Here is a 23,910-nt window from a genome sequence, read left to right on the forward strand (position 1 = left end):
CCGGGCGGTGACAATGCACCGTCCTGGGGGATGTCGAGTCACCGGGCGATTGCCAAGGCTGGTGTGGCCGATGGGTCGCAGGCGTGCCACGCGCTCGGCCGACATCCCCGCCTCGTCCCTGCAGAGCCTCCCACTCCCCGCCCACTCCGCTGTCGTCCTGCGCACGCAGGGACCCATAACCATAGGATGAACCGCGCAACGAAAGAGCCAACCGCCATATATGCTGTTGACCGGTCACACCCGCTAAGATTGAATCGCGCCGGCGGGGTTCGTACCAGATAATCGTCCAGCCTAGTTGTCGCGTTCATTGCCCGAGCATTCGGCGCATCGATGCGTTGCAAGTAAGGACCTGCTCTGCCGCTATTTTCAGGAGAACCTCATGAGTTCGAGCGCCGATCCACTGGATGTTGGCATCCTTGAAAAATCGGTAAACGAATCTGCCGCCAGCGTATCAGCCCTATGGGTTACTTACCTACTGTTTGGCCTGTATCTCGCCCTGACCGCCGGCAGCGTCACGCACAGACAGCTCTTGCTCGTTACACCAATAAAGCTTCCAGTCTTGAACGTTGATCTACCTATGACTGGCTTCTTCCTGCTATCTCCGATACTTTTCGTCATCCTGCATCTTTACGTCCTGATGCAAGCAGCGATACTTTCTCGCACCGCAGCGACGTACAATGAGGCACTCGAAAAAAATATACACTTCCGGTCTGATCGCGAGAAGCTCCGACTTCGTCTCTCAAACAATCTATTCGCTCAAATATTTGCTGGCGCGCTTCGAAAGGGCGAGAGCTTAGTTGGGTGGCTATTCAGGCAAATCGCATGGATAACTCTGGCCGCCGCTCCGCTCCTTGTGATTGCCATATTTCAATACAAATTCCTACCTTACCACAGCAGGTCAATAACCTGGACGCATAGGGGCCTGGCACTACTCGAAGGTCTATCAATAATAGTCTTTTGGGTCGACCTGTTGAACAACAGCCACCGCTCCGCGGCTCGCGCAAAACTCAGCGCAATAGCAATTCTTGGCTTTGGTCTATGCACGATCTTGATCGTCTTTGGCATTCTTCTCAGCTTTCCAGGCGAGCCACAAGCTCGGGTGGGGCGGCATTCCCTGGCGGAGAGACGCCCTGGCATTGAGGAATGCCGCACCGTCAGTTGGATTGAATCGCTATTTGAAAAAGACTTTGATCGGATTTCGGTATCAGCTGAAATAATCATCGATCGCTCGAAGCTAAAGGAGCTCGAAACTCTTTCGTCCAACTCGGGACTTCCAGCCTTTCTGGGCGAGCGAACAGTCGACTTTAGCAACCGAGATTTTCGATGCGCGAATTTTGATTCCGCAGATCTCCGTAGAGCGGACTTCAGATACACAGACTTGTCGGGTAGCAGTTTCATATCGTCAAAAATCGAGGGCGCCACATTTGACCGCGCGACTCTCGACAGATCCGATTTTACTTCCAGCGAAGCAAACAACACCTCCTTCGGCCTCGCCCATCTGCCATTTACACGATTCACACGATCTCAGCTGAACGGCACGAATTATCAAGGCGCGCTACTAGAACATGCAGAGTTTGGCGGCGCATCCGTAAAAAAATCGGACTTTTCTGCGTCGATACTCCGGGATTCGATCTTCTTGAACGCGGATATTAGCGCCGCTAGATTCGTCAACGCACAATTGCAGGGAAGTTACTTTCAAAACGCCAACTCCAGAGCCACAAATTTTTCCGGCGCATGGCTGCAAGGCGCAAGCTTTGCAGTGACAGATCTCCGGGGAAGCATAATGCGCGACGTAAACGCGCAAGGAACAAACTTCCTACTGACAGACCTCCAAGGAGCAGACTTCAGGCAAGCCAAACTTCAAGGCGCTTCATTTGTTCGGGCACTGCTTCAGGCGACCAGTTTTCGCGGCTCCGACCTTCATGGCACCGTCTTTTCGCAGGCTCAGCTACAACTGGCGGATTTCAAATACTCCTCCGTGGAATTAACATATCTGTCGCAGTCACTATTTTGGAGAACCGATATTATTCGATGTGAGGGCGCTGCGACCAGAGACGCGCAATGGGATGAAATCTTCGCGATAAAATTTCCACCTTTTGGAAGAGGAGAAAGGATTTTAGCGACGCCGGATGCTATTGACGGCTACATAAAGGAATTGCGCGACACAATGCCTGAAAGCACCAGCGATTCCTATGAGAAGGTTTTTCGCCAAAGACTCGCAACTAACCCACCTATAGATAACCGTGAAATATGGAACGCGTGTTCACTCAATTTGCAGAATGACGTAAGTCTCTTTGAAGCCAAAATGTCTCGTTATTTAAGCTCCTTGACTTGCGATAACGCGGTTGAATTGAGACCATACATCGCAAGAGGGATACTAAAGACGTGGACCTCCGAGTTCCTTTCATCAAGTCACGTAACTCGTGAAGTTGCGCGCTCCTTTAATGACCCGGACAAGATTTCTTGTCCCCGCCCTGGGCCATAACATAATCGAAAATTTGGCGAGCCTCAAAAGTGCTACACATTCTCCAGATGGCACGCCACCCACTGGTCCTCGCCCTTGAGCCGGAGCTCCGGGGCCTCGCTGCGGCAGCGGTCGAAGACATAGGGGCAACGGGTGTTGAAGCGGCAGCCCTTCGGCGGGTTGACCGGGCTCGGGACGTCGCCCTTGAGGATGATCGGCCTGCGTGTCGCGTCCGGCTCGGGCACCGGCACGGCTGACAGCAGCGCCTTGGTGTAGGGATGGCCTGGCGAGGCGAAGATCTGCTGGCGTGGTGCCATCTCGACGATCTTGCCGAGATACATCACGGCAACGCGGTGGGTCATGTGCTCGACGATGGCGAGGTCGTGGCTGATGAAGAGGAGCGCGAGGCCGAACTCGCGCTGCAGGTCCTGCAGGAGATTGACGATCTGCGCCTTGACGGAGACGTCGAGCGCCGACACCGCCTCGTCGCAGACGATGAGATCGGGCTTGGCGGCGAGCGCGCGCGCAATGCCGATGCGCTGGCGCTGGCCGCCGGAGAATTCGTGCGGCCGACGGTTCACCGCGTCGCGCGGCAGCCGGACGATGTCCATCAATTCGGCGATGCGCGCATCGCGCTCGGCCGCGGTCTTGGCGAGGCCGAAATTGTTGATCGGCTCGGCGAGGATGTCGCGAATCCGCATCCGCGGATTGAGGCTGGAGAACGGATCCTGGAACACGACCTGGACGCGGCGGCGCATCTCGCGCAGGCGGTGCGGGCCGAGATCGTCGATGCGCAGACCGTCGAGCACGATCTGGCCGGCGGTGATGTCGAACAGCCGCAGGATGGCGCGGCCGACCGTGGACTTGCCGCAGCCGGATTCGCCGACCAGCGACAAGGTCTCGCCCTTCGCGATCTCGAACGACACGCCGTCGACGGCGTGCACGCGGCTCTTGCTGCGGCCGAACAGGCCGCTTCGAATCGGAAAATGCTTCTTGAGGTCGTTGACCTGGAGCAGCGGCATGGTCATGCGGCGGCCTGCTCCTTGGCGGCGAAATGGCAGGCAGCGACGTGGCGCGGCGCCTTCTGCTCCAGCCCCGGCGCGTATTGGCGGCAGAGATCGGTGGCGAGCGCGCAGCGGCCGGCGAACACGCAGCCCTCGATGCGCTGCTTGAGGTCCGGCACCTGGCCGGGAATTTCTGCAAGGCGTTTGGTCTCGCCCGACAGCGACGAGCCGAGCTTGGGCAGCGCGCCGAGCAGGCCCTGCGTGTAGGGATGGCGCGGCGAACGGAACAGCTCCCTGACCGGCGCCTCCTCGACCTTGCGGCCGGCATACATCACCATCACGCGCTCGGCGACCTCGGCCACGACGCCGAGATCGTGCGTGATCAGGATGATCGCAGCGCCGACACGCTGCTTCAGCTCCAGCATCAGCTTGAGGATCTGCGCCTGGATGGTGACGTCGAGCGCGGTGGTCGGCTCGTCGGCGATCAATAGTTTTGGATTGCAGGCCAGCGCCATCGCGATCATCACGCGCTGGCGCATGCCGCCGGAGAGCTGGTGCGGATATTCGCGCACGCGCCGCGCGGGCTCGGGAATGCCGACCAGGGTCAGCATCTCGACCGCACGCGCCTCGGCCTGCGCCTGGTCGAGCCCCTGATGTAGCCGCAGGGTCTCGCCGATCTGGCGGCCGACCGTCAGCACCGGATTGAGGCTGGTCATCGGCTCCTGGAAGATCATCGAGATGTCGTTGCCGCGAAGCGCGCGCATCTCGCGGTCGGACAGCGTCAGGATGTCCCGGCCCTCGAGCTTGATGGACCCGGCGATCTTGCCGGGCGGCTCCGGAATCAGCCGCATCATCGACATCGAGGTGACGGACTTGCCGCAGCCGGATTCGCCGACGATCGCCAGCGTCTCGCCGGGGTCGACGTGAAAGGAAACGCCGTCGACGGCGCGGTTGATGCCGGTGGGCGTGCGGAAATGCACCTGGAGGTTCTCGACCTCGAGCAATGGCATCAGTTCAGCTCCTGGCGAGAGATCGGTGTCTGGTGCGGTGAGATCGGGGCCTCATGGTTCGAGATGCGCGGCGCGCGAGACGCTCTCCATCCCTTGATCAATTGGGGCGCGCAGCGCTCCTCACCATGAGGGGCAAAAGCCGAGGCACTGCACACCGGACCATGAACACGCCGAGAGGCGTGTTCATGGAGAGGGTTGAGGACCGAAACCGCCGCTGCACCTCGGCCATGAGCAGCGTCGCCACGGAGAAAGCTCTCACCCCTCACCCTGAGGAGCTCGCCGAAGGCGGGCGTCTCGAAGGGCGAGGCCCCTGCTCGGGCCACATCGTTTGTCATCACCCCGCTCATGGGCTCTTCGCCATGCGCGGATCGAGCGCGTCGCGGAGGCCGTCGCCGACGAGGTTGACGGCGAGCACGGTCACCGACAGGAACGCCGCCGGGAAGAACACGATGTAGGGCTTGACCTGCCACAGCGCACGGCCCTCGGCCATGATATTGCCCCAGGAGGGAATGGTCGGCGGCGTACCGGCGCCGATGAAGGAGAGGATCGCCTCGGTGATCATGGCGCTGGCGCAGATGTAGGTGGCCTGCACCAGCATCGGCGCCATGGTGTTGGGCAGGATGTGGCGCAGGATCACCATCGGCGTGCGGGTGCCCGCGGCCACCGCGCCATCGACATACGGCTGCTCGCGCAGGGACAGCACGACGCCGCGTACGAGCCGCGCGACGCGCGGGATCTCGGCGATGGTGATGGCGAGGATGACGTTGCCGACGCTGCCGCGCGTGAGCGCCATCAGCGCCACAGCGAGCAGAATCGGCGGGATCGACATCAACCCGTCCATGCAGCGCATCAGGACGCCATCTGCCCAACGCACGAAACCGGCGACGAGGCCGATGGTAAGCCCGATCAGCGAGGCCGCCAGCGCCACTGCGAGGCCGACCGTGAGCGAAACCCGGGTGCCGTACAGCACGCGCGAATAGATGTCGCGGCCGAGCGCATCGGTGCCGAACCAGAAATCGGCCGACGGCAGCCGCGTGCGCTTGGCCGGCGCGATCGCGGTGGGGTCGACGGTGAACAAAAACGGCGCGAACACGCCGATGATGACGAGCAGCAGCAGCAGCGCGCCGCCGATCGCGACCGTCGGATGGTTGCGCAGGAAGCCGATCGCGCCGCGCCGGATTTTTGGCGCCGCCATAAGGTCCGGCAGGCGAGGTGCGATGGCGAGGCCGGGCGGCGGAGAGGTGGTGGTCGTGGCGGTCAATAGCGGATCCTCGGGTCGACCAGGGTATAGGTGATGTCGATCAGGAGATTGACGAGCACGTAGACGAAGCTGAACAGCAGAACGATGCCCTGGATCACCGGATAGTCACGGCGCAGGATGGCATCGATGGTGAGCCGGCCGAGGCCGGGAATTGCGAACACGCTTTCCGTCACCACCGCGCCGCCGATCAGCAGCGCAATGCCGATGCCGACCACGGTGACGATCGGCACCGCGGCATTCTTCAGCGCATGGATGAACAGGATGCCGCCCTGCCCCAGCCCCTTGGCGCGGGCGGTGCGGATATAGTCCTGCTGCAGCACCTCGAGCATCGCAGCGCGCGTGATGCGCGCGATCAGCGCGATGTAGACGCAGCCGAGCGCGACCGACGGCAGGATCAAATTCTGCAGCCACGGCCAGACGCCTTGCGACAGTGGCGTATAGCCCTGCACCGGCAGCCAATCGAACTTCAGTGCGAACACATAGGCCAGGATGTAGCCGACGACGAACACCGGCACCGAGAAGCCGAACACGGCGAACGCCATGATGGTGCGGTCGATCCAGGTGCCCGCCTTCCAGGCCGCGAGGACGCCGAGCGGCACTGCGATGGTGATGGTGAGGAACAAGGTCACCATCATCAGCGAGAGGGTCGGCTCGATGCGCTGGGCGATCATCGCCGCCACCGGCAGATTGGTGAAGATCGAGGTGCCGAGATCAAAGTGCAGCAGACGCCACACCCAGCTGCCGAACTGGACCAGGAAGGGCTGGTCCAGTCCGAGATTGGCGCGGATGCGCTCGACATCGGCCGGGCTCGCCTGGTCACCTGCGATCACCGCGGCCGGATCGCCGGGCGCGATGTACAGCAGGCTGAAGACGAACAGCGCGACGAACGCCATCACCGGCAAGGTCGACAGCACGCGTCGGAGCGCATAAGCGAGCATGAGATGTCAGCGCCCTATGCGGTCTTCGATACGCCCCAGAACAGCGGGATCGGCCCCTTGGTCACGCCCGCGACGTTCTTGCGCCACGCGGTGTAGCCGAGGAAGAAGCCGGTCGGCCCGAACACGACGTCGTCGATCGCGGCCTTGTTGATGCGGCCGGCGATCACCTTCTCCTCGTCGAGCGACTTGGCGGCGAACCAGTTGGTGATCTCCTTCTCGACCTCCGGGCTGTCCGGCCAGCCGAACCAGGCCTTGTCGCCATTGGCGCGCAGCGCATTGTAGGCGGCCGGGTTGATGCAATCCGCACCCGCATGCCAGGTGTGGAACATGTGCCAGCCACCTTGCGCGGGCGGCGTCTTCTGGGCGCGGCGGGCGCCGACCGTGCCCCAATCGGTGGCGACGAAGTCGACGTTCATGCCGAGCTTCTTGAGGAGATCCGCGGTGACGTCGCCGAACGCCTTGGTGATCGGCTGGTCCTGCGCGACCACGCAGGTGATCGGCTCGCCCTTGTAGCCCGCCTCCTCCAAGAGCTTCTTGGCGCCGGCGATGTCGCGCTTGCCCTTCAGGATGTCGCCGCCCTCTTCCGTGTAGAGCGGCGTGCCGGGCGTGAACACGCCAGGCAGCGGCTTCCACAGCGAGTTGTCGTCGCCGACCAGCGCGCGCATGTAGTCCTCCTGGCTCAGCGCCATGAGGATCGCGCGGCGCGCCTTCACGTTGTTGAAGGGCGGATGCAGATGGTTGATGCGGAACGCACCGACATTGCCGAGGGGATCGCCGATGTCGACGCCGATGTTCTTGTTGCTCTTCAGAACCGGCACGAGATCGGTGATCGGATTCTCCCACCAGTCGACCTCGCCGTTCTGCAGCGCGGCCGCCGCCGTCGCGGGATCGGGCATGATGACCCATTCAACGCGATCGACCAGCACCTGCTTGCCGCCGGCGAGCCACACCGGCTTCTCCTGGCGCGGCACGTAGTCGGTGAACTTCTCGAACACGGCCTTGGCGCCGGGCACCCATTCGCTCTTGGCGAATTTGAACGGGCCGGAGCCGACATATTCGGTCATCTGCTTGAACGGATCGGTCTGCGCGATGCGTTCCGGCATGATGAAGGCGCAGGGCGCATTGCCCTTGCCGAGCGCGAACAGCATCTTCGGATAGGGCTGCTTCAGCACCCATTTGAAGGTCTTGTCGTCGACCGCGGTCAGCTCGTTCTGCAGCGCCTTGAGCATCAGGCCCATCGGATCGCGCGCCGACCAGCGCGTCAGGCTGGCGACGACATCCTTGGCCAGCACCGGCGTGCCGTCGTGGAATTTCAGGCCGGGACGCAGCTTGAAGGTCCAGGTCAGGCCGTCGGAGGAGACCTCCTCCGACTCGACCATCTGGCGCTGCGGCACGAACTGGTCGTCGATGCCGTACAGCGTGTCCCACACCATCGCGGCGGCGTTGCGCACGACGTATTGCGTGCCCCAGATCGGATCGAAATTGGCGAGATTGGCCTGCGGCACGAAGCGCAGCGTCCGTGCGGCCGCGCCCTGCGCGATCGCCGGCGCCGCAAAACCCGTCAGCGCCAGACCACTCGCGCCCGCCAATCCCTTCAATACCGTTCTGCGATCCATGTTCTCTCCTGATGCAACGTGCCTGAGTTCAATTGCCGAAATTGTAAGCAAGGCCCATGCCATGCGCGCGACGGGGATTCATTTGAACGCAAATGAGGCACGGTGCGCAAGACCGATGGTGCCGTCGGGTGGGCAAAGGCGATGCGATCATCTCTCCACGTCTGAGGTCACCATGGCGCCGAGCCCACCATCGCGCCGCACACTCCGCCGCAAGACGGTGGGCACGGCGCCATTGCGATCTCGCATTTGGGAACAGCACAGCAACGCCTTTTGCCCACCCTACGTTTTCTGCACGCGTGAACCATCGGCCATCAGCGTCTCGCCCTTGCGTTGGACGATCATGCCGTAAGCTCCGGGCTGGCGATGGACGTCGAAATTGAAGATCGTCTGCTTGTAGGACTTGCACAGATCGAGGTCGCAGCGCGCCAGCGCGATCTCGTCGCCCTTGGTGGCGCAGGCCGCGACGATCTCGCCGGAGGGCGCGATGATGCAGCTGCCGGCGATGTGATCGACGCCCTCCTCGATGCCGCCCTTGGCGACGCCGATGACCCAGGTGCCGTTCTGATAGGCACCGGACTGCATCACGAGGCGGTTGTGGAACGACGACAGGTCGTCATGCTCCGGCGCGGGCGGATTGTGCACCGGCGTATTGTAGCCGATCAGCACCATCTCGACGCCCTGCAGCCCCATGACGCGATAGGTTTCCGGCCAACGGCGGTCGTTGCAGATCGCCATGCCAATGACGCCGCCGAACGCATCGGTCACGCCGAAGCTCTTGCCGGGCTCGAAATAGCGCTTTTCCAGATGCTGGAACTTGCGCCATGGCTCGTGCTCGGCGTGCCCCGGCAGATGCACCTTGCGATATTTCGAGACGATGCGGGCGTCCTTGTCGACGAGAATGGCGGTGTTGTAGCGGTGCACGACGCCGTCCTCGACCGCGAGCTCGGCATAGCCGAGCGAGAAGCCGATGCGCAGCTCCTTCGCGAGTGCGAACAGCGCCTGCGTCTCCGGCCCCGGCATCTCGCGCTCGAAATAAGTGTCGATCTCGGCCTGCTCGGCCATGTACCAGCGCGGGAAGAACGTCGTCAGCGCGAGCTCGGGATAGACGATCAGGTCGCAGCCGTTGGCATGGGCCTGGCGCATCAGCGCCATCAGTCGCGCGATCACGGCGGGCCGCGCCTCGCTCTTGGCGATGGGGCCGAGCTGACCGATGGCGACGTTGACGAAGCGCGGCATGATCTGTTCCTTTTTCCGGAACCCTGTTGTCGGTTCTGGGCGCGCAGCTCTTGCAGCGATCATGCCATGTGGGCCGATCCGTGCAAGCATCTCACTCGCGCAGGCCCGGCGCATAGCCGAACGCCACCGCGGGCTCGGCCGCGGTCTCGACCCACACGCTCTTCACCTGCGTGTATTCGTACAGCGCCTCGACGCCGGAGGAACGGCCATGGCCGCTGTTGTTGTAGCCACCGAACGGCGAGGCGACGTTGATCGTCTTGTAGGAGTTGATCCAGAATGTGCCCGCCTTGACGTTCGCGGCAACGCGATGGGCGCGCGCGACATCCCCGGTCCACACCGCGCCGGCAAGGCCGAACTCGCTGTCGTTGGCAATCGCGATCGCCTCCTCCTCGGTCTCGAAGCGGATCGCGGCGACCACCGGGCCGAACACTTCCTTGCGCGCGATGCCCATGGCGTTGGTGACGTTCTTGAGTACGGTCGGCTCGACGAAATAGCCGCCATCCCGTGCTGCGCCGTGCGCGCCGGTGACGATCTCGGCGCCCTCTTCCGCACCTTCGCGGATCAGCGACAGCACGTGATCATATTGCCTGGCGTTGTTGATCGGACCGATCTCGGTGTCCGCCGACAGCGGATCGCCGCATCGGATCTTCGCCGCGCCCTGCGCGACGAGATCGACGAAGCGGTCATAGACCGCGCTCTGCACCAAGAGCCTGGAGCCCGCGACGCAGCTCTGCCCGGCGCCGCCAAAGATTGCGGCCTGCGCGCCGATGGCGGCGCGTTCGAGATCGGCATCGGCGAACACGATGTTGGCCGACTTGCCGCCGAGCTCGAGCACCGACGGCACCAGCCTCCGCGCCGCGGCCTCGCCGATGAGCCGCCCGGTCGGCACGGAGCCGACGAACACCACCTTCTTCACCGCTGGCTGGCTCAGCGCCGCCTGCCCCGTGGTATGGCCGAAACCCGCGAGCACGTTGACGACGCCCGTCGGCAGGCCCGCGCCCTCGGCGATGACGGCCAGCGCCAGCGAGGTCAGCGGCGTCAGTTCCGACGGTTTGAGCAACACCGCATTGCCCATGCTGATCGCGGGCGCGATCTGCCAGCCTGCCGTGAACACCGGCGCATTCCACGGCGTGATCTGCAGCACCACCCCCATCGGCTCGCGGCGCGTGTAGTTGAGATGGCTCGACGGCACCGGGATGACGTCGCCGTGGAATTTGTCGGCCCATCCGCCGTAGTACTCGAACATCTCCGCGACCTTGGCGACCTCGCCTCTTGTGTCGCGGATCGGCTTGCCGGCGGACAGCGATTCCAGCTGCGCCAGTTGCTCGGCGGATGCGAGGACAGCGCGCGCCACCGCCTGCATCACGCGGCCACGGCCCGCGGCCGTGAACCGCGCCCACTCCGCCTGCCCTGCGACGGCAGCCACCGCGGCCTTGGCCGCGACGTCGGCGCCCGCATCGGCGTAGGTGAAGAGAACTGTGCCGGTCGCGGGATCATTCACCGACACCGTCGCGCCACTGCCGATGATGCGCTCGCCGCCGACATGCGAGCCGATGCTGTCGGCATCAGGCCAGAACGGCAGCATCGCTGCGCGCAGGCGGGGATCGATGAAATGGGTCATGGCGTCCCTCTTACGGCTTCGACTGGGGGCCGAGCTGCAGCTCGACGATGCGATTGAAATCCTCGGCGTCGGCGATGCTGGCGGCGCTGTCAGCCCAGATGCGCGCAGTGTCGGCGGCCATGGGCAGCGCGAGGCCGAGTTCGCCGATGAACTGCGCGGCGAGCCTGACATCCTTGCGCATCAGCTGCATGGTGAAGCCGGAATCGAACGCGCCGTTGAGAATCCAGTTGGGCACATTGACCAGCGTGACGCCGGATCGCCCCGAGCCGGCGTTGAGCCCTTCGAGCAGCCGCCCTGCATCGACGCCGGCAGCATCGGCGATGCGCAGCGCTTCCGCTGCCGTGAGCAGATGCGCGGCGCACAGCAGGTTGTTGACGATCTTGGCGACGTTGCCGGCGCCGACGCCGCCGACATGCACGCGCTTGGCGCTCATCCGCTCCAGCACCGGCATGACGCGGGCAAGATCGGCATCATCAGCGCCGATCACCATGGTCATGGTGCCCGTCGCCGCGCCCTTCGGCCCGCCGCTGACGGGCGCATCGATGAAGCCCATGCCGCGCGCCTTGAGGAGAGCTGCGAGCCGGCGCGAGGTCTCGGGATGCGAGGTCGAGGTATCGACAATGACGACGCCGGGCCGGGCATGCGCCAGGATGCCGCCTGCCCCTTCCACGACGCGCTCGACGATCTCAGCCGTCGGCAGCGACAGGATCACGATGTCGGCGACAGCGACGACCGCGCCGATGTCGACGGCGATCGCGATGCCCTCGGCGGCCAGCGCCGCGCGCGTCGCCTGCGATACGTCGGTGCCGGTGACGGCAAAGCCCGCGCCCTTGAGCGTCAGGGCCATGCCCCGTCCCATGTTGCCAAGTCCGATGATGCCGACCGCGGTCACGAGGCCTCCTGTCGCTATTGCCCAGGAAACGTACCCGCCTCGATTTACGGCAGACATCAGCAGACCGTGCGGCTAGTGTTGACTTCAGGTCAACACGTTCAGAGCCCTTCGATGTCCGCCACCCTGCTCGATCATCACCGGCTGCATTATCTCCATGAGGCCATCAGACTGGGCTCGGTGCGCGCCGCGGCCGAGGCGCTCGACATCAATCCGTCGGTGATCAGCCGGCAGATTGCGCTGCTGGAGAAGGAGCTCGGGCTCACGCTGGTCGAGCGGCTCAGCCGCGGCATCCGCGCCACCGAGGCCGGCGCGTTGCTGGTCGAGCGCTTCCGGCACTGGCGGTCCGATCAGGCCGACACGATCGCCAAGCTGCGCGAGCTTGTGGGCCTCGAGCGCGGCCACGTCGACATCGTGCTCGGCGAGGGTTTCGTCAGCGACCTGATGTCGGGCCCGCTCAACCGCTTCTGGCAGCGGCATTCCGCGCTGACGATGTCGTTCGATCTCGCCGGCACCAACGAGGTCGTCAACGCGGTGGCCGAGGATCGCTATCACATCGGGCTGGTGTTCAACCCATCAGCCGATCCGCGCATTCGCGTCGCCACCGCGAGCCGCCAGCCGCTCTGCGCCATTCTGCCGCCGGATCACGCGCTGACGCGGCTCAGCCGTCCCCTACGCCTGCGCGAACTCGCCGACCATCCGCTGGGCCTGATGCATCCGAGCTACGGCACGCGGCAGATCGTGGCGATGGCGGAGGCCGCCGAGCACATCGCGCTAGCGCCGAAGCTCACCACCAGTTCGATCAGCGTGCTCCGCCATTTCGTCAAGAGCGGCCTCGGTCTGACGCTGCTGCCGGCCTTCGCCGTCGCCGCTGATCTGGCCGACGGCTCGCTCGCCGCGGTGCCGATCGACAACCGCCTGCTGGCGTCGAGCGAGGCCTGCGTCATCACCCGCCGCGGCCGCGAGCTGCCGCACGCGGCAGGCCATCTGCTGCGCTTCCTCAGCGGCCAGATGCGGGCGTTCCGTGTGGGGGACGCGGCGGGCAAGACCACGACGCGCGCCGCCGGACGTTGACGGGCCGGCATTGGCGGTCATTTCTGTTGCAGACGCGCGCGGGTTGCGATTGGATCCCGCAGCACCGGGAGAAGCCTCATGCGCAAACTGTTCGCCACCGCATTCAGCCTGTGGGCAGCAACGGCGGCCCAGGCCGAGAACTGCCAGATCATCGGCAACCAGACTCTGTGCGACGACGGCGTGTCCGGCCAGCGTATCGGCAACACCACCTATTGGAACGACGGCTCCTCGTCGCAGCAGGTCGGCCGCTTCACCTACAACAGTGACGGCACGAGCTCGCAGCAGATCGGCAATCACACCTATTACAGCGACGGCACGTCGTCCCAGACGATCGGCACGACGACCTACTTCAGCGATGGCCGGTCCTGCCGGCGGATCGGCAATCAGATCTCTTGCGACTAGCCGGCCGGACCGGGTGCAAGCAGGTGACGACGGTCTGGGCCGTCCTGTGCCTGAGCTCGACAGGCCACTCTGATTGAACCACAATTGCCGATCTGACAATTTACGAACCCGTTTCAGAATGGATCCACTGAGCGACGTCATTGCGCTGCTACGGCCGAGCACCGCGATCTCCAAGCCCATCACCGGGCGCGGCCGCTGGGGCGTGCGTTATGCGGCCCATGACGAGCCGGGCTTCACTCTCATTCTGAAAGGCGCGTGCTGGATCACCTTTGCCGGCGACGCGCCGGTCAAACTGGAGAAAGGCCACTTCTTGCTTCTGCCGTCGACGCCGGCGTTCACGCTGGGCAGCCACACGGGTGTCCGCTGTGAGCCGCGCGATCCGACGGACATGCCCGTCCGCCATGGCGAGCAGGACGGCGTGGCGGATTTCGCGGCGCTCGGCGGCACGTTCCGTATCGAGCCGGTGAATGCTCCTCTGCTGCTCGCATTGCTGCCGCGCATGATTCATATCCCTGCCTCAGCGGGGCGCACGGACAGGCTGAGCCGTATGATCGAGCTGATCGTGGACGAGTGCATGAACGAAGAGCCCGGCAAGGAGATGGTGCTGCAGCGCATGCTCGAGGTCCTGCTTATCGAGGCGCTGCGCTGGCAGGACATCGCAACCGGCGTCGATGCCGGCCTGCTCTACGGCCTGCGCGATCCGGCGCTGGCCCGCGTGCTTCGCGCCATGCATGCGGATGTGCGGGCCGCCTGGACGGTGGCGGCCCTTGCGAAGATCGCTGGGCTCTCCCGCTCGGCGTTCGCGGCGCGCTTTGCCGAGGTCATCGGCTGCGGCCCGATCGAGTATCTCGCGCGCTGGCGCATGGCGCTGGCCAAGCACGCGTTGATCGGCGGCAGCAAGACGCTCGACACCATCGCCGACGAGATCGGCTATGAATCGGCGAGCGCGTTCAGCACGGCGTTCCGCAAGCGTCTGGGCTGTTCGCCCGGCAGCTTTGCCAGGAGCGGCGGCGCGGTCGGGGCAGCTTGAATTAGTCCGGATCGCACCGACGTGGCGCGGCGGCCCGCAGCGTGCAGGCCGGTGGCGCCGACCGGCAGCATGTCGCGACGTGTCCGACGACGATCGAACCATCCGATGCACGTTCGAGAAGATCGTCCCATCCATGTCGAGCAGAACGGCCTCGATCGGCCGCATCGGCAAGGTCGTCGCAGCCGGCGCATATCGGACCACGCGCCGGCGATTTGGACGGTTGGACATGATTCCTGGACTTGCGAGCATGGGACGTCCGGCCGTTCGAGTCTAACAGGGGGATTATCCGAAACAGTTTGAGGTCCTCATGCAGACGATCCTGATCACCGGCACATCCTCGGGTTACGGCCAGGAGACCGCCCGCCATTTCCTGGCCCGCGGCTGGAACGTCATTGCCACCATGCGCAATCCCGACCAGGAGCTGCTGCCACGCGCAAGCAGGCTGCGCATCCTGCAGCTCGACGTCACCAACGCGCACAGCATTGCCGCCGCGGTCGAAGCCGCCGGGCCGATCGATGCGCTGGTCAACAATGCCGGCATCGGCACCGTCGGCGCCTTCGAGGCCACGCCGATGTCGCACATTCGCAGCGTGTTCGAGACCAATACGTTCGGGATGATGGCGATGTGCCAAGCGGTGATTCCGCAGATGCGCGAGCGCCGTACCGGCGTCATCGTGAACGTCACCTCCAGCGTCACGCTCGTGGCGATGCCGCTGGCAGCCGCCTATACCGCGAGCAAGCAGGCGATCGAAGGCTTTACGGGCTCGCTCGCCCACGAACTCGGCCATTTCGGCATCCGCGCCAAACTGGTCGAGCCCGGCTATGGCCCCACGACCCGTTTCGCCCAGAACACCACCGTCCGCATCGAAGACCTGATCCCCGCCTCCTACGCCGATTTCGCGGCCCCGATCTTCGCGAGCTTCGCCGAGCCGGCGCTGACGACCAGGGAAACCGACGTCGCGGAGGCGATATGGACTGCCGTCAACGACCCGTCGGACCGGCTTCGCTTTCCCGCCGGCGCCGACGCCACCGCGCTGTCGACGGCGCACGGCCTCACCTGACGATGCCGGGCGCAGGCGACGGGCTGGTGCAACGAGAGGGATGGCTCGGAAAAAAGCTGGAGCGGGTGAAGGGAATCGAACCCTCGTATTCAGCTTGGAAGGCTGCTGCTCTACCATTGAGCTACACCCGCGTCGCGGCGTTCCCTAACATGGTCCGCGGCGGGTCTCAACCTCTTCGGGGGAGTTCGGAAGGCGGCCCGAGGTGTGCGTTCCGGACTGCCGGAACGGCGTCCGGACGGCGGTGCGGCCCGCAATGCAGCATGCGGCGGCCGCGATGGAGAGTTCCGTAATTTGGCCCCCTACCACCCCGGCGCGATCCGGCCTATATTGACGTTGTCATCAACAACGAAAGGAGGTGATCCAGTGTCTTTCACCAAGCGCTGTCACCTCGCTGGGATCGCCCGCTGAGCGGCTCTCGATGAGCGTCGTTCGATGAGCGCTTGATTCGTCAGCGCCATCGCGGCTCGGCAACGGGGCGGTCTCGGCCCTGGACCAGCGAGTTCAAGACGTTAAGGCGCGGCGGGTCTGACGGCCCGCCGCGTTTTTTGTTGCTCAGGACAGCTCATCGGCCGCCTTCGCCGGCTCTGCCCCGACGAACCGCCGCACCAGGAAGCCGCCGAAGCCGAGCATCCAGAAAAACTGCACGTACTCCGGTGCGAGCGCCGCGATCGCGATGCCCGGCACGAACACGATGACGGGAAAGATCGCGCCGACGATCTCGGCATAGCGGCCGCGCGGAACCGCAAGCCACCACAACGCAGCGTTCAGCGACGCAATGATCGTCAGATGCAGGCCGTAGAGAACGGCCACCGCGCTGCTCAGCCTGTAGCTGCCGTAAAGCCCGTTGGTCACGGGCAGCAGGACGATCGACAACAGGAAGAACAGATTCAGGATCACCACCGGCCGGCCGGCGAACGGTTGCCGCGCCAGTCGGCGGTGATGGCTGATCCAGAACACGCCGGCGATGATGAAGCTGAGCACCAGCCCGGCGAGTCGGCCGGAATAGGTATGGAGCAGATCGACCCAGCCGGGCATATGCGCAAAATTGGCCTTCGGCAGGTCATAGGCCAGAAGCGTCATCGCCACACCGAAGATGGTGTTGGACAGCGATTCCAGCCGGCGCATCTCGAACAGGTCGGATTGAGGTTCGGTCATTTCGGATCGGAGGCAGCGCACGCATGCGGGTGACGTCGGTTCCGACCTATAGCAGGTCTTTGATGCCGCCGCCCGGCCCGGACAGCGGCGGCGCCCTGTGCGCCGTCACGTCGCGTTCGCGGGGCGCCCCCGCCCTCCTCACCGGCAGAAATAGATGTGGCCGTCGAAGCCGCGATAGCTGCGGGTGCTCGGATTATAGCTGCGGAACTGCATGCAGGCCGGCATCCCTGCGGTGCGCTGCCGCGGCCTGTCCTCGGCTTGCGTCCTGCCCACCACCGGCAAGCCGGTGTTGGCGGGCTTGGCCATCACGACCATCGACCTGACCGGCATCGCGGCGGGCTTGCCGGCCACAGCTTTCACTGCGGTCTTGGCCGGCGACGGTTTGTCGGACGCAGCCGTGGTCGAGGCCGGTGGGCGCGTTCGTCTGGTCGCCGCAGGCTTCCCGGAAGGATTGCTTGTCGGGGACGTGCCGAGCGAAGGCCTGGGGGCTGCTGCGGGATCGAGAACGGCATCCTTGCGCACCGGCTCGGGCTTCTCGACGGCCGCGGCCTGCTTCGGCTCGGCGGGCGCGGGAGACGCGACGGCAGCCGCCTCGTTCGCCGCCGGCTTGGCCTCAACAGAGGCGGCCTGGCCCGCGGCGTCCGTCGAAGCGGTCTTGTCGTCGCCCGCGGCCTTGTCCGCGGCGACGGGCGCTTCGGCCGGCTTCTTGATCAGCTTCTTGCATTCGAGCGGAAACACCAGTTCGCCGGATGCGGTCAGACCGATCGGTTCGCACCCGCCGAACGGTCCGCCGTCCTTGGGCGCTTCCTTGGCGACCTCGGCCGCCGGCGCTGCTGCACCGCCCGCCTCTGCTCCCTGCGCCAGAGGGGCGGCTAATACAACTTGAAATAGAATGCAGCCGTACAACAAGCCGGCTTGGCCGGCCCTCCGCCCCAATGCACGCATGACACACTCGCTGGACGCACAAACTGCAGCGAAGCCACCACGCCATTAAGGCAAGTCTGTGAACGCAAGCCGGAGAGGCCGTCGGCGGGATCAATTCAATGGCATTGTGTCATGTCTGCACGGCGCCGGGCGAGTCCAACCGGTGTCCCGCGTTGCGGCTGCAATCAGCACGTGTCAGAATCGTGCCGCACGCTGGCCCTACGGCAGGCTGCCACAGCCGCCCGCGCCCCCTTTCGGACAGTTATCTTGAGTTCAACCGAATATCGGCCCGACATCGACTGCCTGCGCGCCTTCGCGGTCATTTCGGTGATCGCGTTCCACTATGACATCTCGCCGTTCCGCAGCGGCTATGTCGGCGTCGACGTCTTCTTCGTCATCTCCGGCTTCCTGATCACGCGCATCATCCACGACGAAGCCCGCGCCGGAACGTTCTCGTTCGCGGCATTTTACCGCCGGCGCGCCAGGCGCATCCTGCCGGCCGCCTTTGCCATGCTCTGCGCCACCCTGCTCGGCGCCTGCATGATCCTGCTGCCGCAGGGAACGGTCTCCGCCGCGCAGCAGGCGCTGTGCGTCCTCGCTTTCTGCTCCAACATTCTGTTCTGGTCGCAGCAGGGCTATTTCGATGCCGCCGCCATCACCAAGCCGCTGCTCCACACCTGGTCGCTCGGCGTGGAGGAGCAGTATTATCTGCTATTCCCTGCCCTGGCGCTGACCTTCTTTGCGCTGCGGCGCCCACTGATGCTCGCGAGCCTGATCGCGGTCTGCGCCGTCTCGCTCCTGCTCTGCGTGGTGCAGACACAGGCGCAGCCGGCCGCCGCATTCTATCTGCTGCCGGCACGGGCGTGGCAACTGGCGCTGGGCGCGCTGCTCGCGGTCGATGCCCTGCCGGCACCGCGCCGGCAGTGGCTGCGGATCGCGGTGGCTGCGCTGGGATGGATCGCACTCGGCGCTTCCGTCAACCTGTACTCGCCGCGCACGCCCTATCCCGGCATAGCCGCGCTGCTGCCCTGCCTGGGCACCGTTGCGGTGATCTGGGGCAAGCCGGCACTCAGCAGGACCGCGCTCACACTGACGCAGCCGATGATCGCGGTCGGCCTATGGTCCTACTCTCTTTACCTCTGGCACTGGCCAATCATTTCGTTCGCGACCGCCGTCTGGGGTCCGCCGATATCCCCCACAGACAAGCTCAGCTTGCTCGGCGCGTGCACGACGCTGGCACTGGCCAGCTTCTATTTGATCGAGCAACCCGCACGGCGGGCCGAGTGGCCGACAATGGTGCGCACGCTCACGGCCGCCGGCGCAGCCGCGCTCGCGGCCAGCCTGGTCATGATCTCATGGTCCGGCTTTCCCGGCCGCTTCTCCCCGCAACAACGGGCGATCGCCGACTTCCTCGGCTACGATCACGAGCGCATCTACGAGGGCAACACGTGTTTCCTAAGCCCGGGTCAGGCCTTCGAGGCGCTGCAGCCCACCTGCCTCGCCAAGGGCACCGGCCCCAACATCCTGCTGTGGGGTGACAGCCACGCTGCACACCTCGCCTACGGTCTGAAGCGCGCGCTACCGCAGGCCACTTTGCTGCGCGCGACGATGGCGCAATGCGTTTCCTATAACGAGCCCGGCCAGTCGGAGACCTGCAGAACCTACAATGGCCGGCTGCCCGGGCTGGTGCGCGATCTCGGGCCCGACATCGTGATCCTCTCAGGCAATTGGACGCGCACGGCAATGGCGCCGGCGGCGCGCGCGAGCCTGTTGGCCATGATCCGGACGATCGTGGATGCCGGCAGCAAGATCGTCGTGATCGGGCCGAGCCCGCAATTCGACCGTCCCGTACCGCACCTCCTGATCGCGGCGCAGCGCTTCGGTGTTGCCACCGACGGCCACATGCCGCCTTGGCTCGACGAGGTCGACGCCTACCTGAGCGGGCTGCTGAAGGACATGCCACAGACGGACTATGTGTCGCTGCACGCGCTGCTCTGTCCCGAGAACCATTGCCTATTGCAGACCTCCGACGGCGCGCCGCTCGCCTGGGATGAAGGTCATTTCACCGCGCAGGGCTCCGAGCTCGCGGCCACGGGCATCGTCCGGACATCGCCGGCCTTGACCGCGTTGCTTGCACGCAAAAGCGAATGAGCGACGCGCGGCGGCCTCCCGGCTAATCATCCGCGAGGAACGACGCAAAGATCGGCGCCGCGCGCTCGCCCATGCGCTGCGCTCCCGCCACCGTGAAATGGCCGGCATCCTGGAACAGCCAGACGCCGTCCTGAACGACTGGACAGTCCTGATCGCAATACACCTCCGTAGGCCGCAGCAGCGTCACCCGGACCAACGGCCTGATCGCCTCGCCGAGAACGGCATCGATGGTGTGGTTGGCGGCAATGGCCTCGCGCTTCGGGACCGGATCGCACGGCTTGGCCGGCGCGTGCCAGGTCGGCCCCGGCAGCATGCGCAATTGATCGAAGGCGCAGTTCACGGGCCGGACCTGGCCGCCGATCACGAGGAAGTGGCGGCCCGGCCGGTCCAGCAGACGGATCGTCTCGGCGAGACGCGCGGCGACCTCGGCGTTGCGTGCCCGCGCCGCCGCCCCGTCGCCGAGGTCGAGATAGTGCTGCCACGCCTGACCGATCACGACGAAATCGGCCTGCGACTGCTGGATGCGCGGCAGCTCGCTGTCCCGCAGCTCCGCGCAGACGCGTGCGCGCGGGCCTTCTGCGGTCAGGCCGGCGAGCGTCGGGCAGCCGCTCATGGTCGAGACGTGCCCGATCATGCCGCGCATCTTCAGCGTCGCATCGAGTGCCGCGACATATTGCTGGACATAGGAATCGCCGAGCAGCTCGACGCCGCGCGTGCCGTCGAGATCGCCGAATGCACACAGGCGTCCGACCGTGCGGCCGCATTTGTTCAGGCCGAAGCCCTGCAGCTGGAACAGCGCGCGCTGATCATCCGTCAGCCGCGAGACGAAGCCATTGGCGCGGAAGGTCACGTGAGTGAGGCCGGCACCGACGACGAGCACGGTCGCAAAGCTCGCCATCTGTGCCCAGCGCGGCCAGGGCAGCCGCCGCAGCGGCTGCTCGACCAGGACGAACATCAGCGTCGCCAGCAGAGCCATCAGCGCGAGCTGGGATACGAGGCCCGCTTGTGTCCGTGCGGCGTCGCCGCAGATGAAGCCGGCAAAGAAGATGACGGGCCAATGCACGAGGTAGAGCGAGTAGGAGACGATGCCGACCGCGCGCACCGGACGGGCCGTCACGAGCGAGCTCGGCGCGTTGGCGGCAATGATGACGGTGGCGGCCATGCAGGGCACGAGCGCGGCGACACCCGCATAGTTCTGAAAGCGGCCGATGACGAGAAGGCTGCCGACCAGGATGACGTCACCCCACGCGGCCGCGACGGCCCGGGCGCGCGGCCACGCGGCGAGGCGCGCTTCGAGCGGAATGGCGAGCGCGCCGAGCGCGAATTCGAACACCCGGAACGGAGTGAGGAAGAACACGGCCTCCGAATCCCAAGGCAGCCAGATGGCGGCCGCAGCGAAGGACAACAGACCAATCGCCGCAATCGCCCTGAATGGATGCCGACCGCGCCCCGCCCACATCAGGAGCAGCGGCGCCAGCGCATAGAACTGCACCTCCAGCGACAACGACCACAGATGCAGCAACGGCAGCTGCTCCGCCGTCGGCGCGAAATAGGCACTCGCCTCGCGCCAGTACTGGATGTTGGAGATCGAGAGCAACCCGTGCGTCGCCTCCTTGGCGAGCTGGCGCAGCGCTTCGGGCGACAGGAACAGCCAGCCGGCGGCGAAGGTCGCCGCGATCGTCGTGACCAGCGCCGGCAGGATGCGCCGCGCCCGCCGCAGATAGAACTCCGACAGCGAGAACCGCCCTGCCCTGACGTCGCGCAGGATCTGTCCGGTGATGAGATAGCCCGATATCACGAAGAAGATGTCGACGCCGGCAAAGCCCGCTTCGAAGCCCGCGATCTTCAGATGGAACAGAATGACGATGACGACGGCGACCGCCCGCAGCGCATCGATGTCGGCACGATGACTGCGTTCCAATGGCGTCCACCCCTGCACATTTTTCGAGGTGGACAAGGTGCACAGAGGTGAATGGCAACAGCGGGAAACAGTGATGACGTCATCGGGCCCATCCGGTGACGCCGGGCTGGCGGTGGCGTGGCTGTGCCCAGGAAGCGGCCAAGTGTCTCGGCGGCCTGTCGTTCCGCTACGGATTGGACGTGTCGGAGAAGAACCGGGAGATCAAAGGCGCTGTGCGCTGGCCCATCAGCCGTGCGCCTGCCACGGTGAAATGGCCCGGATCGAGGAACAACCACACACCGTCGTCGCGCACGACCGGACAATCCTCGTCACAGTACAGATCGGCCGGCCGCAGCAGGATGGCGTTACGCCGCTCCGCCAAGGCGGATTCCAGCAGGCCATCGATTGCGCCAGACTCTGCGTGCGCCCTAACCAAGTCCAGCGGGGCACAGTGCGGAGGTGGCGCGTGCCACAACGGACCGGGCTGCATGCGCATGTGATCAAAGCCGCACGTCACCGGCCTCACCTGGGCGCCGATAATCAGGAAACGGCGTCCGGGCCGGTCCAGCAGGCGAAGCAGCGCCTGCAGGCCGTCGCGGACTTCGCCCGCCTTCTGCTCGTCCGGAGCTGCCATGCCATTCAAATAGAGATGCCACGCCTGCCCGATCACGACGAAATCGGCCGGCGATGTCCTGACGCGCGCCAGTTCGCGGTCCCGAAGGGTCATGCATTCGGCCGTTCGAGGCGGGCGCGGCACGAGACCCACGAGCATCGGACAGCCGCCGACCGTCGACGTCCTGCCGCGAATGCTGTTCGACTTGAGGTGATCGTCCAGGGCCGCAACGTACTGATGCACGTAGGAGTCACCGAGCAACTCCACCATGCGGGAGCCGCCGGGAGCGCCGAATTCGCAGTCATCGCCGGAACGAACGCACGGGCTCATACCGAACCGCTGCAGATCGAGCCGCGCGCGTTGCTCGGCCGGAAGCCGCCCCGCGACGCCGTCTGCCTTGAACGTCGCGTGAGTTGCGACGACACAGAGGCCGATCACCGTTGCAAAGGCGGTCGCCTGTTTCCACTGCGCGCCGCGCCAACGGCGAATCGGCTGCTCGACCAGGACGAACATCGCCGCGGTCAGCACCGCCATGACCAGCAACTGAACGATCAGGCCTGTCGCGCTGCCGGCGCGCTCCCCGAATATGAAGTTCGCGAAGGTGATCACCGGCCAGTGCACGAGATAGAGCGAGTAGGACGAACGGCCGATGGCCAGAACGCCGCGATTGGCAAACAGGCGCAGCGGCCGATTCGCCGCAATGATGGCGGCCGTGGCGATGCTCGCCGGCAGGGCACCGAGCCCGGCGTCGCGCTGGAAGCGCGCGATGACAAGAAGGCTCGAGAACAGCACGGCATAGCCGCCCCACGCCGCGAGGATCCGGACCGTCGTCCACGGTGCCATGCGCCGCTCCAACGGGATCGCCAGTGCGCCAAGCACGAATTCGAAGGCTCTAAACGGCGTCAGGAAGAATACGGCGTCGGGATCTCTGGGGAGCCAGATGATGGCCGCCAAGATCGACAACAGCCCAGCCAGCGCGATGCCCGTGAACACGTGACGAGTCCGGCTGAGGAGCACCACGACCAGTGGACTGACGAGATAGAACTGCTCCTCCGCCGACAGCGACCACAGGTGCAGCAGCCCGAGCTGATCCGCGCTCGGCGCGAAATACTGGTTGGACTCGCGCCAATATTGAATGTTGGCGATCGACAGCAGGCCGTGCGTCGCCTCTTTCGCGAGCTGTCGCAACTCGTCCGGCGGCAGCCACAACCAGCCGGCGGCGAAGGTCAGCATGATGGTGACGACGAGCGCCGGCAGGATCCGCCGCGCGCGCCGCGCATAGAACGCGGCGAACGAAAAGGCCCCGCGTTCGACATCGCGAAGGATGTGCCCGGTGATCAGATAGCCGGAGATGACGAAGAAGACATCGACGCCGGCAAAGCCACCACCAAAACCGCCAATTCTCAGGTGGAACAGAACGACAATGCAGACTGCGATCGCCCTGAGGCCATCGATGTCCGCCCGATAACCACGCTGCAACTCCGTCCACCTCACGCCTGTTTGCGGCGCACGATATGGACAGACATGAACGGCAGCAACCAGAAACAATCATGACATCGCGG

The 23,910-nt window shown here is 65.0% G+C and carries 19 protein-coding genes and 1 tRNA gene; 7 read left to right on the top strand and 13 right to left on the bottom strand.

The features are described 5' to 3' along the window. The first annotated feature begins 379 nt into the window (after positions 1-379). A complete protein-coding gene (locus ACQR1B_RS09685; RefSeq protein WP_434831148.1) occupies positions 380-2,485 on the top strand; it encodes a pentapeptide repeat-containing protein in 2,106 nt (701 codons plus the stop codon). Positions 2,486-2,517: 32 nt separating this feature from the next. Here ACQR1B_RS09685 and ACQR1B_RS09690 read toward each other — a convergent pair whose 3' ends face one another. The 8 genes from ACQR1B_RS09690 to ACQR1B_RS09725 form a co-directional block, all read right to left on the bottom strand. Continuing rightward, a complete protein-coding gene (locus ACQR1B_RS09690; protein WP_434831147.1) occupies positions 2,518-3,492 on the bottom strand; it encodes an ABC transporter ATP-binding protein in 975 nt (324 codons plus the stop codon). Further along, entirely contained in the window at positions 3,489-4,478 is a 990-nt protein-coding gene (locus ACQR1B_RS09695; RefSeq protein WP_434831146.1) for an ABC transporter ATP-binding protein, read from the bottom strand. The genes ACQR1B_RS09690 and ACQR1B_RS09695 overlap by 4 nt, the downstream gene beginning before the upstream one ends. Positions 4,479-4,821: 343 nt before the next feature. Then, entirely contained in the window at positions 4,822-5,739 is a 918-nt protein-coding gene (locus ACQR1B_RS09700) for an ABC transporter permease (protein ID WP_434831145.1), read from the bottom strand. Next, positions 5,736-6,677 (bottom strand): ABC transporter permease, encoded by a 942-nt coding sequence (locus ACQR1B_RS09705; protein ID WP_434831144.1) that lies wholly within the window; start codon positions 6,675-6,677, stop codon positions 5,736-5,738. Before ACQR1B_RS09705 ends, ACQR1B_RS09700 begins: the two co-directional genes overlap by 4 nt. A 14-nt stretch (positions 6,678-6,691) precedes the next feature. Then, on the bottom strand, positions 6,692-8,293 hold the full coding sequence (locus tag ACQR1B_RS09710; protein WP_434831143.1) for an ABC transporter substrate-binding protein: 1,602 nt from the start codon (positions 8,291-8,293) through the stop codon (positions 6,692-6,694). 279 nt (positions 8,294-8,572) lie between these two features. After that, a complete protein-coding gene (locus ACQR1B_RS09715) occupies positions 8,573-9,529 on the bottom strand; it encodes an N-carbamoyl-D-amino-acid hydrolase (protein WP_434831142.1) in 957 nt (318 codons plus the stop codon). 91 nt (positions 9,530-9,620) lie between these two features. Then, complete coding sequence (locus tag ACQR1B_RS09720; RefSeq protein ID WP_434831141.1) at positions 9,621-11,150, bottom strand: aldehyde dehydrogenase family protein; 1,530 nt, start codon at positions 11,148-11,150, stop codon at positions 9,621-9,623. Between the two features lie 10 nt (positions 11,151-11,160). Next, positions 11,161-12,042 carry an NAD(P)-dependent oxidoreductase gene (locus ACQR1B_RS09725; protein WP_434831140.1) on the bottom strand — a complete coding sequence of 294 codons (882 nt, stop codon included), beginning with the start codon at positions 12,040-12,042 and terminating at the stop codon, positions 11,161-11,163. A gap of 111 nt (positions 12,043-12,153) precedes the next feature. On the opposite strand from ACQR1B_RS09725, the gene ACQR1B_RS09730 reads away from it, so the two are divergent. From ACQR1B_RS09730 to ACQR1B_RS09745, 4 genes are all read left to right on the top strand, one after another. Beyond that, the gene (locus ACQR1B_RS09730) at positions 12,154-13,113 is read left to right on the top strand and encodes a LysR family transcriptional regulator (RefSeq protein ID WP_434831139.1); all 960 of its coding nucleotides are present in this window, start codon (positions 12,154-12,156) and stop codon (positions 13,111-13,113) included. A gap of 78 nt (positions 13,114-13,191) precedes the next feature. Then, the gene (locus ACQR1B_RS09735; protein ID WP_434831138.1) at positions 13,192-13,515 is read left to right on the top strand and encodes a hypothetical protein; all 324 of its coding nucleotides are present in this window, start codon (positions 13,192-13,194) and stop codon (positions 13,513-13,515) included. 118 nt (positions 13,516-13,633) lie between these two features. Further along, on the top strand, positions 13,634-14,545 hold the full coding sequence (locus ACQR1B_RS09740) for an AraC family transcriptional regulator (protein WP_434831217.1): 912 nt from the start codon (positions 13,634-13,636) through the stop codon (positions 14,543-14,545). Between the two features lie 307 nt (positions 14,546-14,852). Next, positions 14,853-15,605, top strand: a complete 753-nt coding sequence (locus tag ACQR1B_RS09745; RefSeq protein ID WP_434831137.1) for an SDR family oxidoreductase — start codon at positions 14,853-14,855, stop codon at positions 15,603-15,605. Between the two features lie 57 nt (positions 15,606-15,662). Here the strand turns inward: ACQR1B_RS09745 and ACQR1B_RS09750 are convergent. From ACQR1B_RS09750 to ACQR1B_RS09760, 3 genes are all read right to left on the bottom strand, one after another. Beyond that, positions 15,663-15,736 (bottom strand) — tRNA-Gly (locus tag ACQR1B_RS09750). Between the two features lie 421 nt (positions 15,737-16,157). Further along, on the bottom strand, positions 16,158-16,760 hold the full coding sequence (locus ACQR1B_RS09755) for a TMEM175 family protein (protein WP_434831136.1): 603 nt from the start codon (positions 16,758-16,760) through the stop codon (positions 16,158-16,160). Positions 16,761-16,898: 138 nt separating this feature from the next. Then, the gene (locus ACQR1B_RS09760) at positions 16,899-17,705 is read right to left on the bottom strand and encodes a hypothetical protein (protein WP_434831135.1); all 807 of its coding nucleotides are present in this window, start codon (positions 17,703-17,705) and stop codon (positions 16,899-16,901) included. Positions 17,706-17,951: 246 nt separating this feature from the next. Here ACQR1B_RS09760 and ACQR1B_RS09765 point away from each other — a divergent pair, with 246 nt between their 5' ends. Next, positions 17,952-19,835: an acyltransferase family protein gene (locus ACQR1B_RS09765; RefSeq protein ID WP_434831134.1), complete on the top strand. Its 1,884-nt coding sequence runs from the start codon at positions 17,952-17,954 to the stop codon at positions 19,833-19,835. Between the two features lie 22 nt (positions 19,836-19,857). Here the strand turns inward: ACQR1B_RS09765 and ACQR1B_RS09770 are convergent, their stop codons facing one another. Together ACQR1B_RS09770 and ACQR1B_RS09775 are read right to left on the bottom strand one after the other, a co-directional pair. Then, positions 19,858-21,756 carry an acyltransferase family protein gene (locus tag ACQR1B_RS09770; RefSeq protein WP_434831133.1) on the bottom strand — a complete coding sequence of 633 codons (1,899 nt, stop codon included), beginning with the start codon at positions 21,754-21,756 and terminating at the stop codon, positions 19,858-19,860. Positions 21,757-21,922: 166 nt separating this feature from the next. Next, a complete protein-coding gene (locus ACQR1B_RS09775) occupies positions 21,923-23,785 on the bottom strand; it encodes an acyltransferase family protein (RefSeq protein WP_434831216.1) in 1,863 nt (620 codons plus the stop codon). Here ACQR1B_RS09775 and ACQR1B_RS09780 point away from each other — a divergent pair. Beyond that, on the top strand, positions 23,675-23,902 hold the full coding sequence (locus ACQR1B_RS09780) for a hypothetical protein (protein WP_434831220.1): 228 nt from the start codon (positions 23,675-23,677) through the stop codon (positions 23,900-23,902). The two genes, ACQR1B_RS09775 and ACQR1B_RS09780, sit on opposite strands and share 111 nt — an antisense overlap. The last annotated feature ends 8 nt before the right edge of the window (positions 23,903-23,910 follow it).

The organism is Bradyrhizobium oligotrophicum (genome assembly GCF_051168495.1).
Lineage (GTDB): Bacteria > Pseudomonadota > Alphaproteobacteria > Rhizobiales > Xanthobacteraceae > Bradyrhizobium > Bradyrhizobium oligotrophicum_A.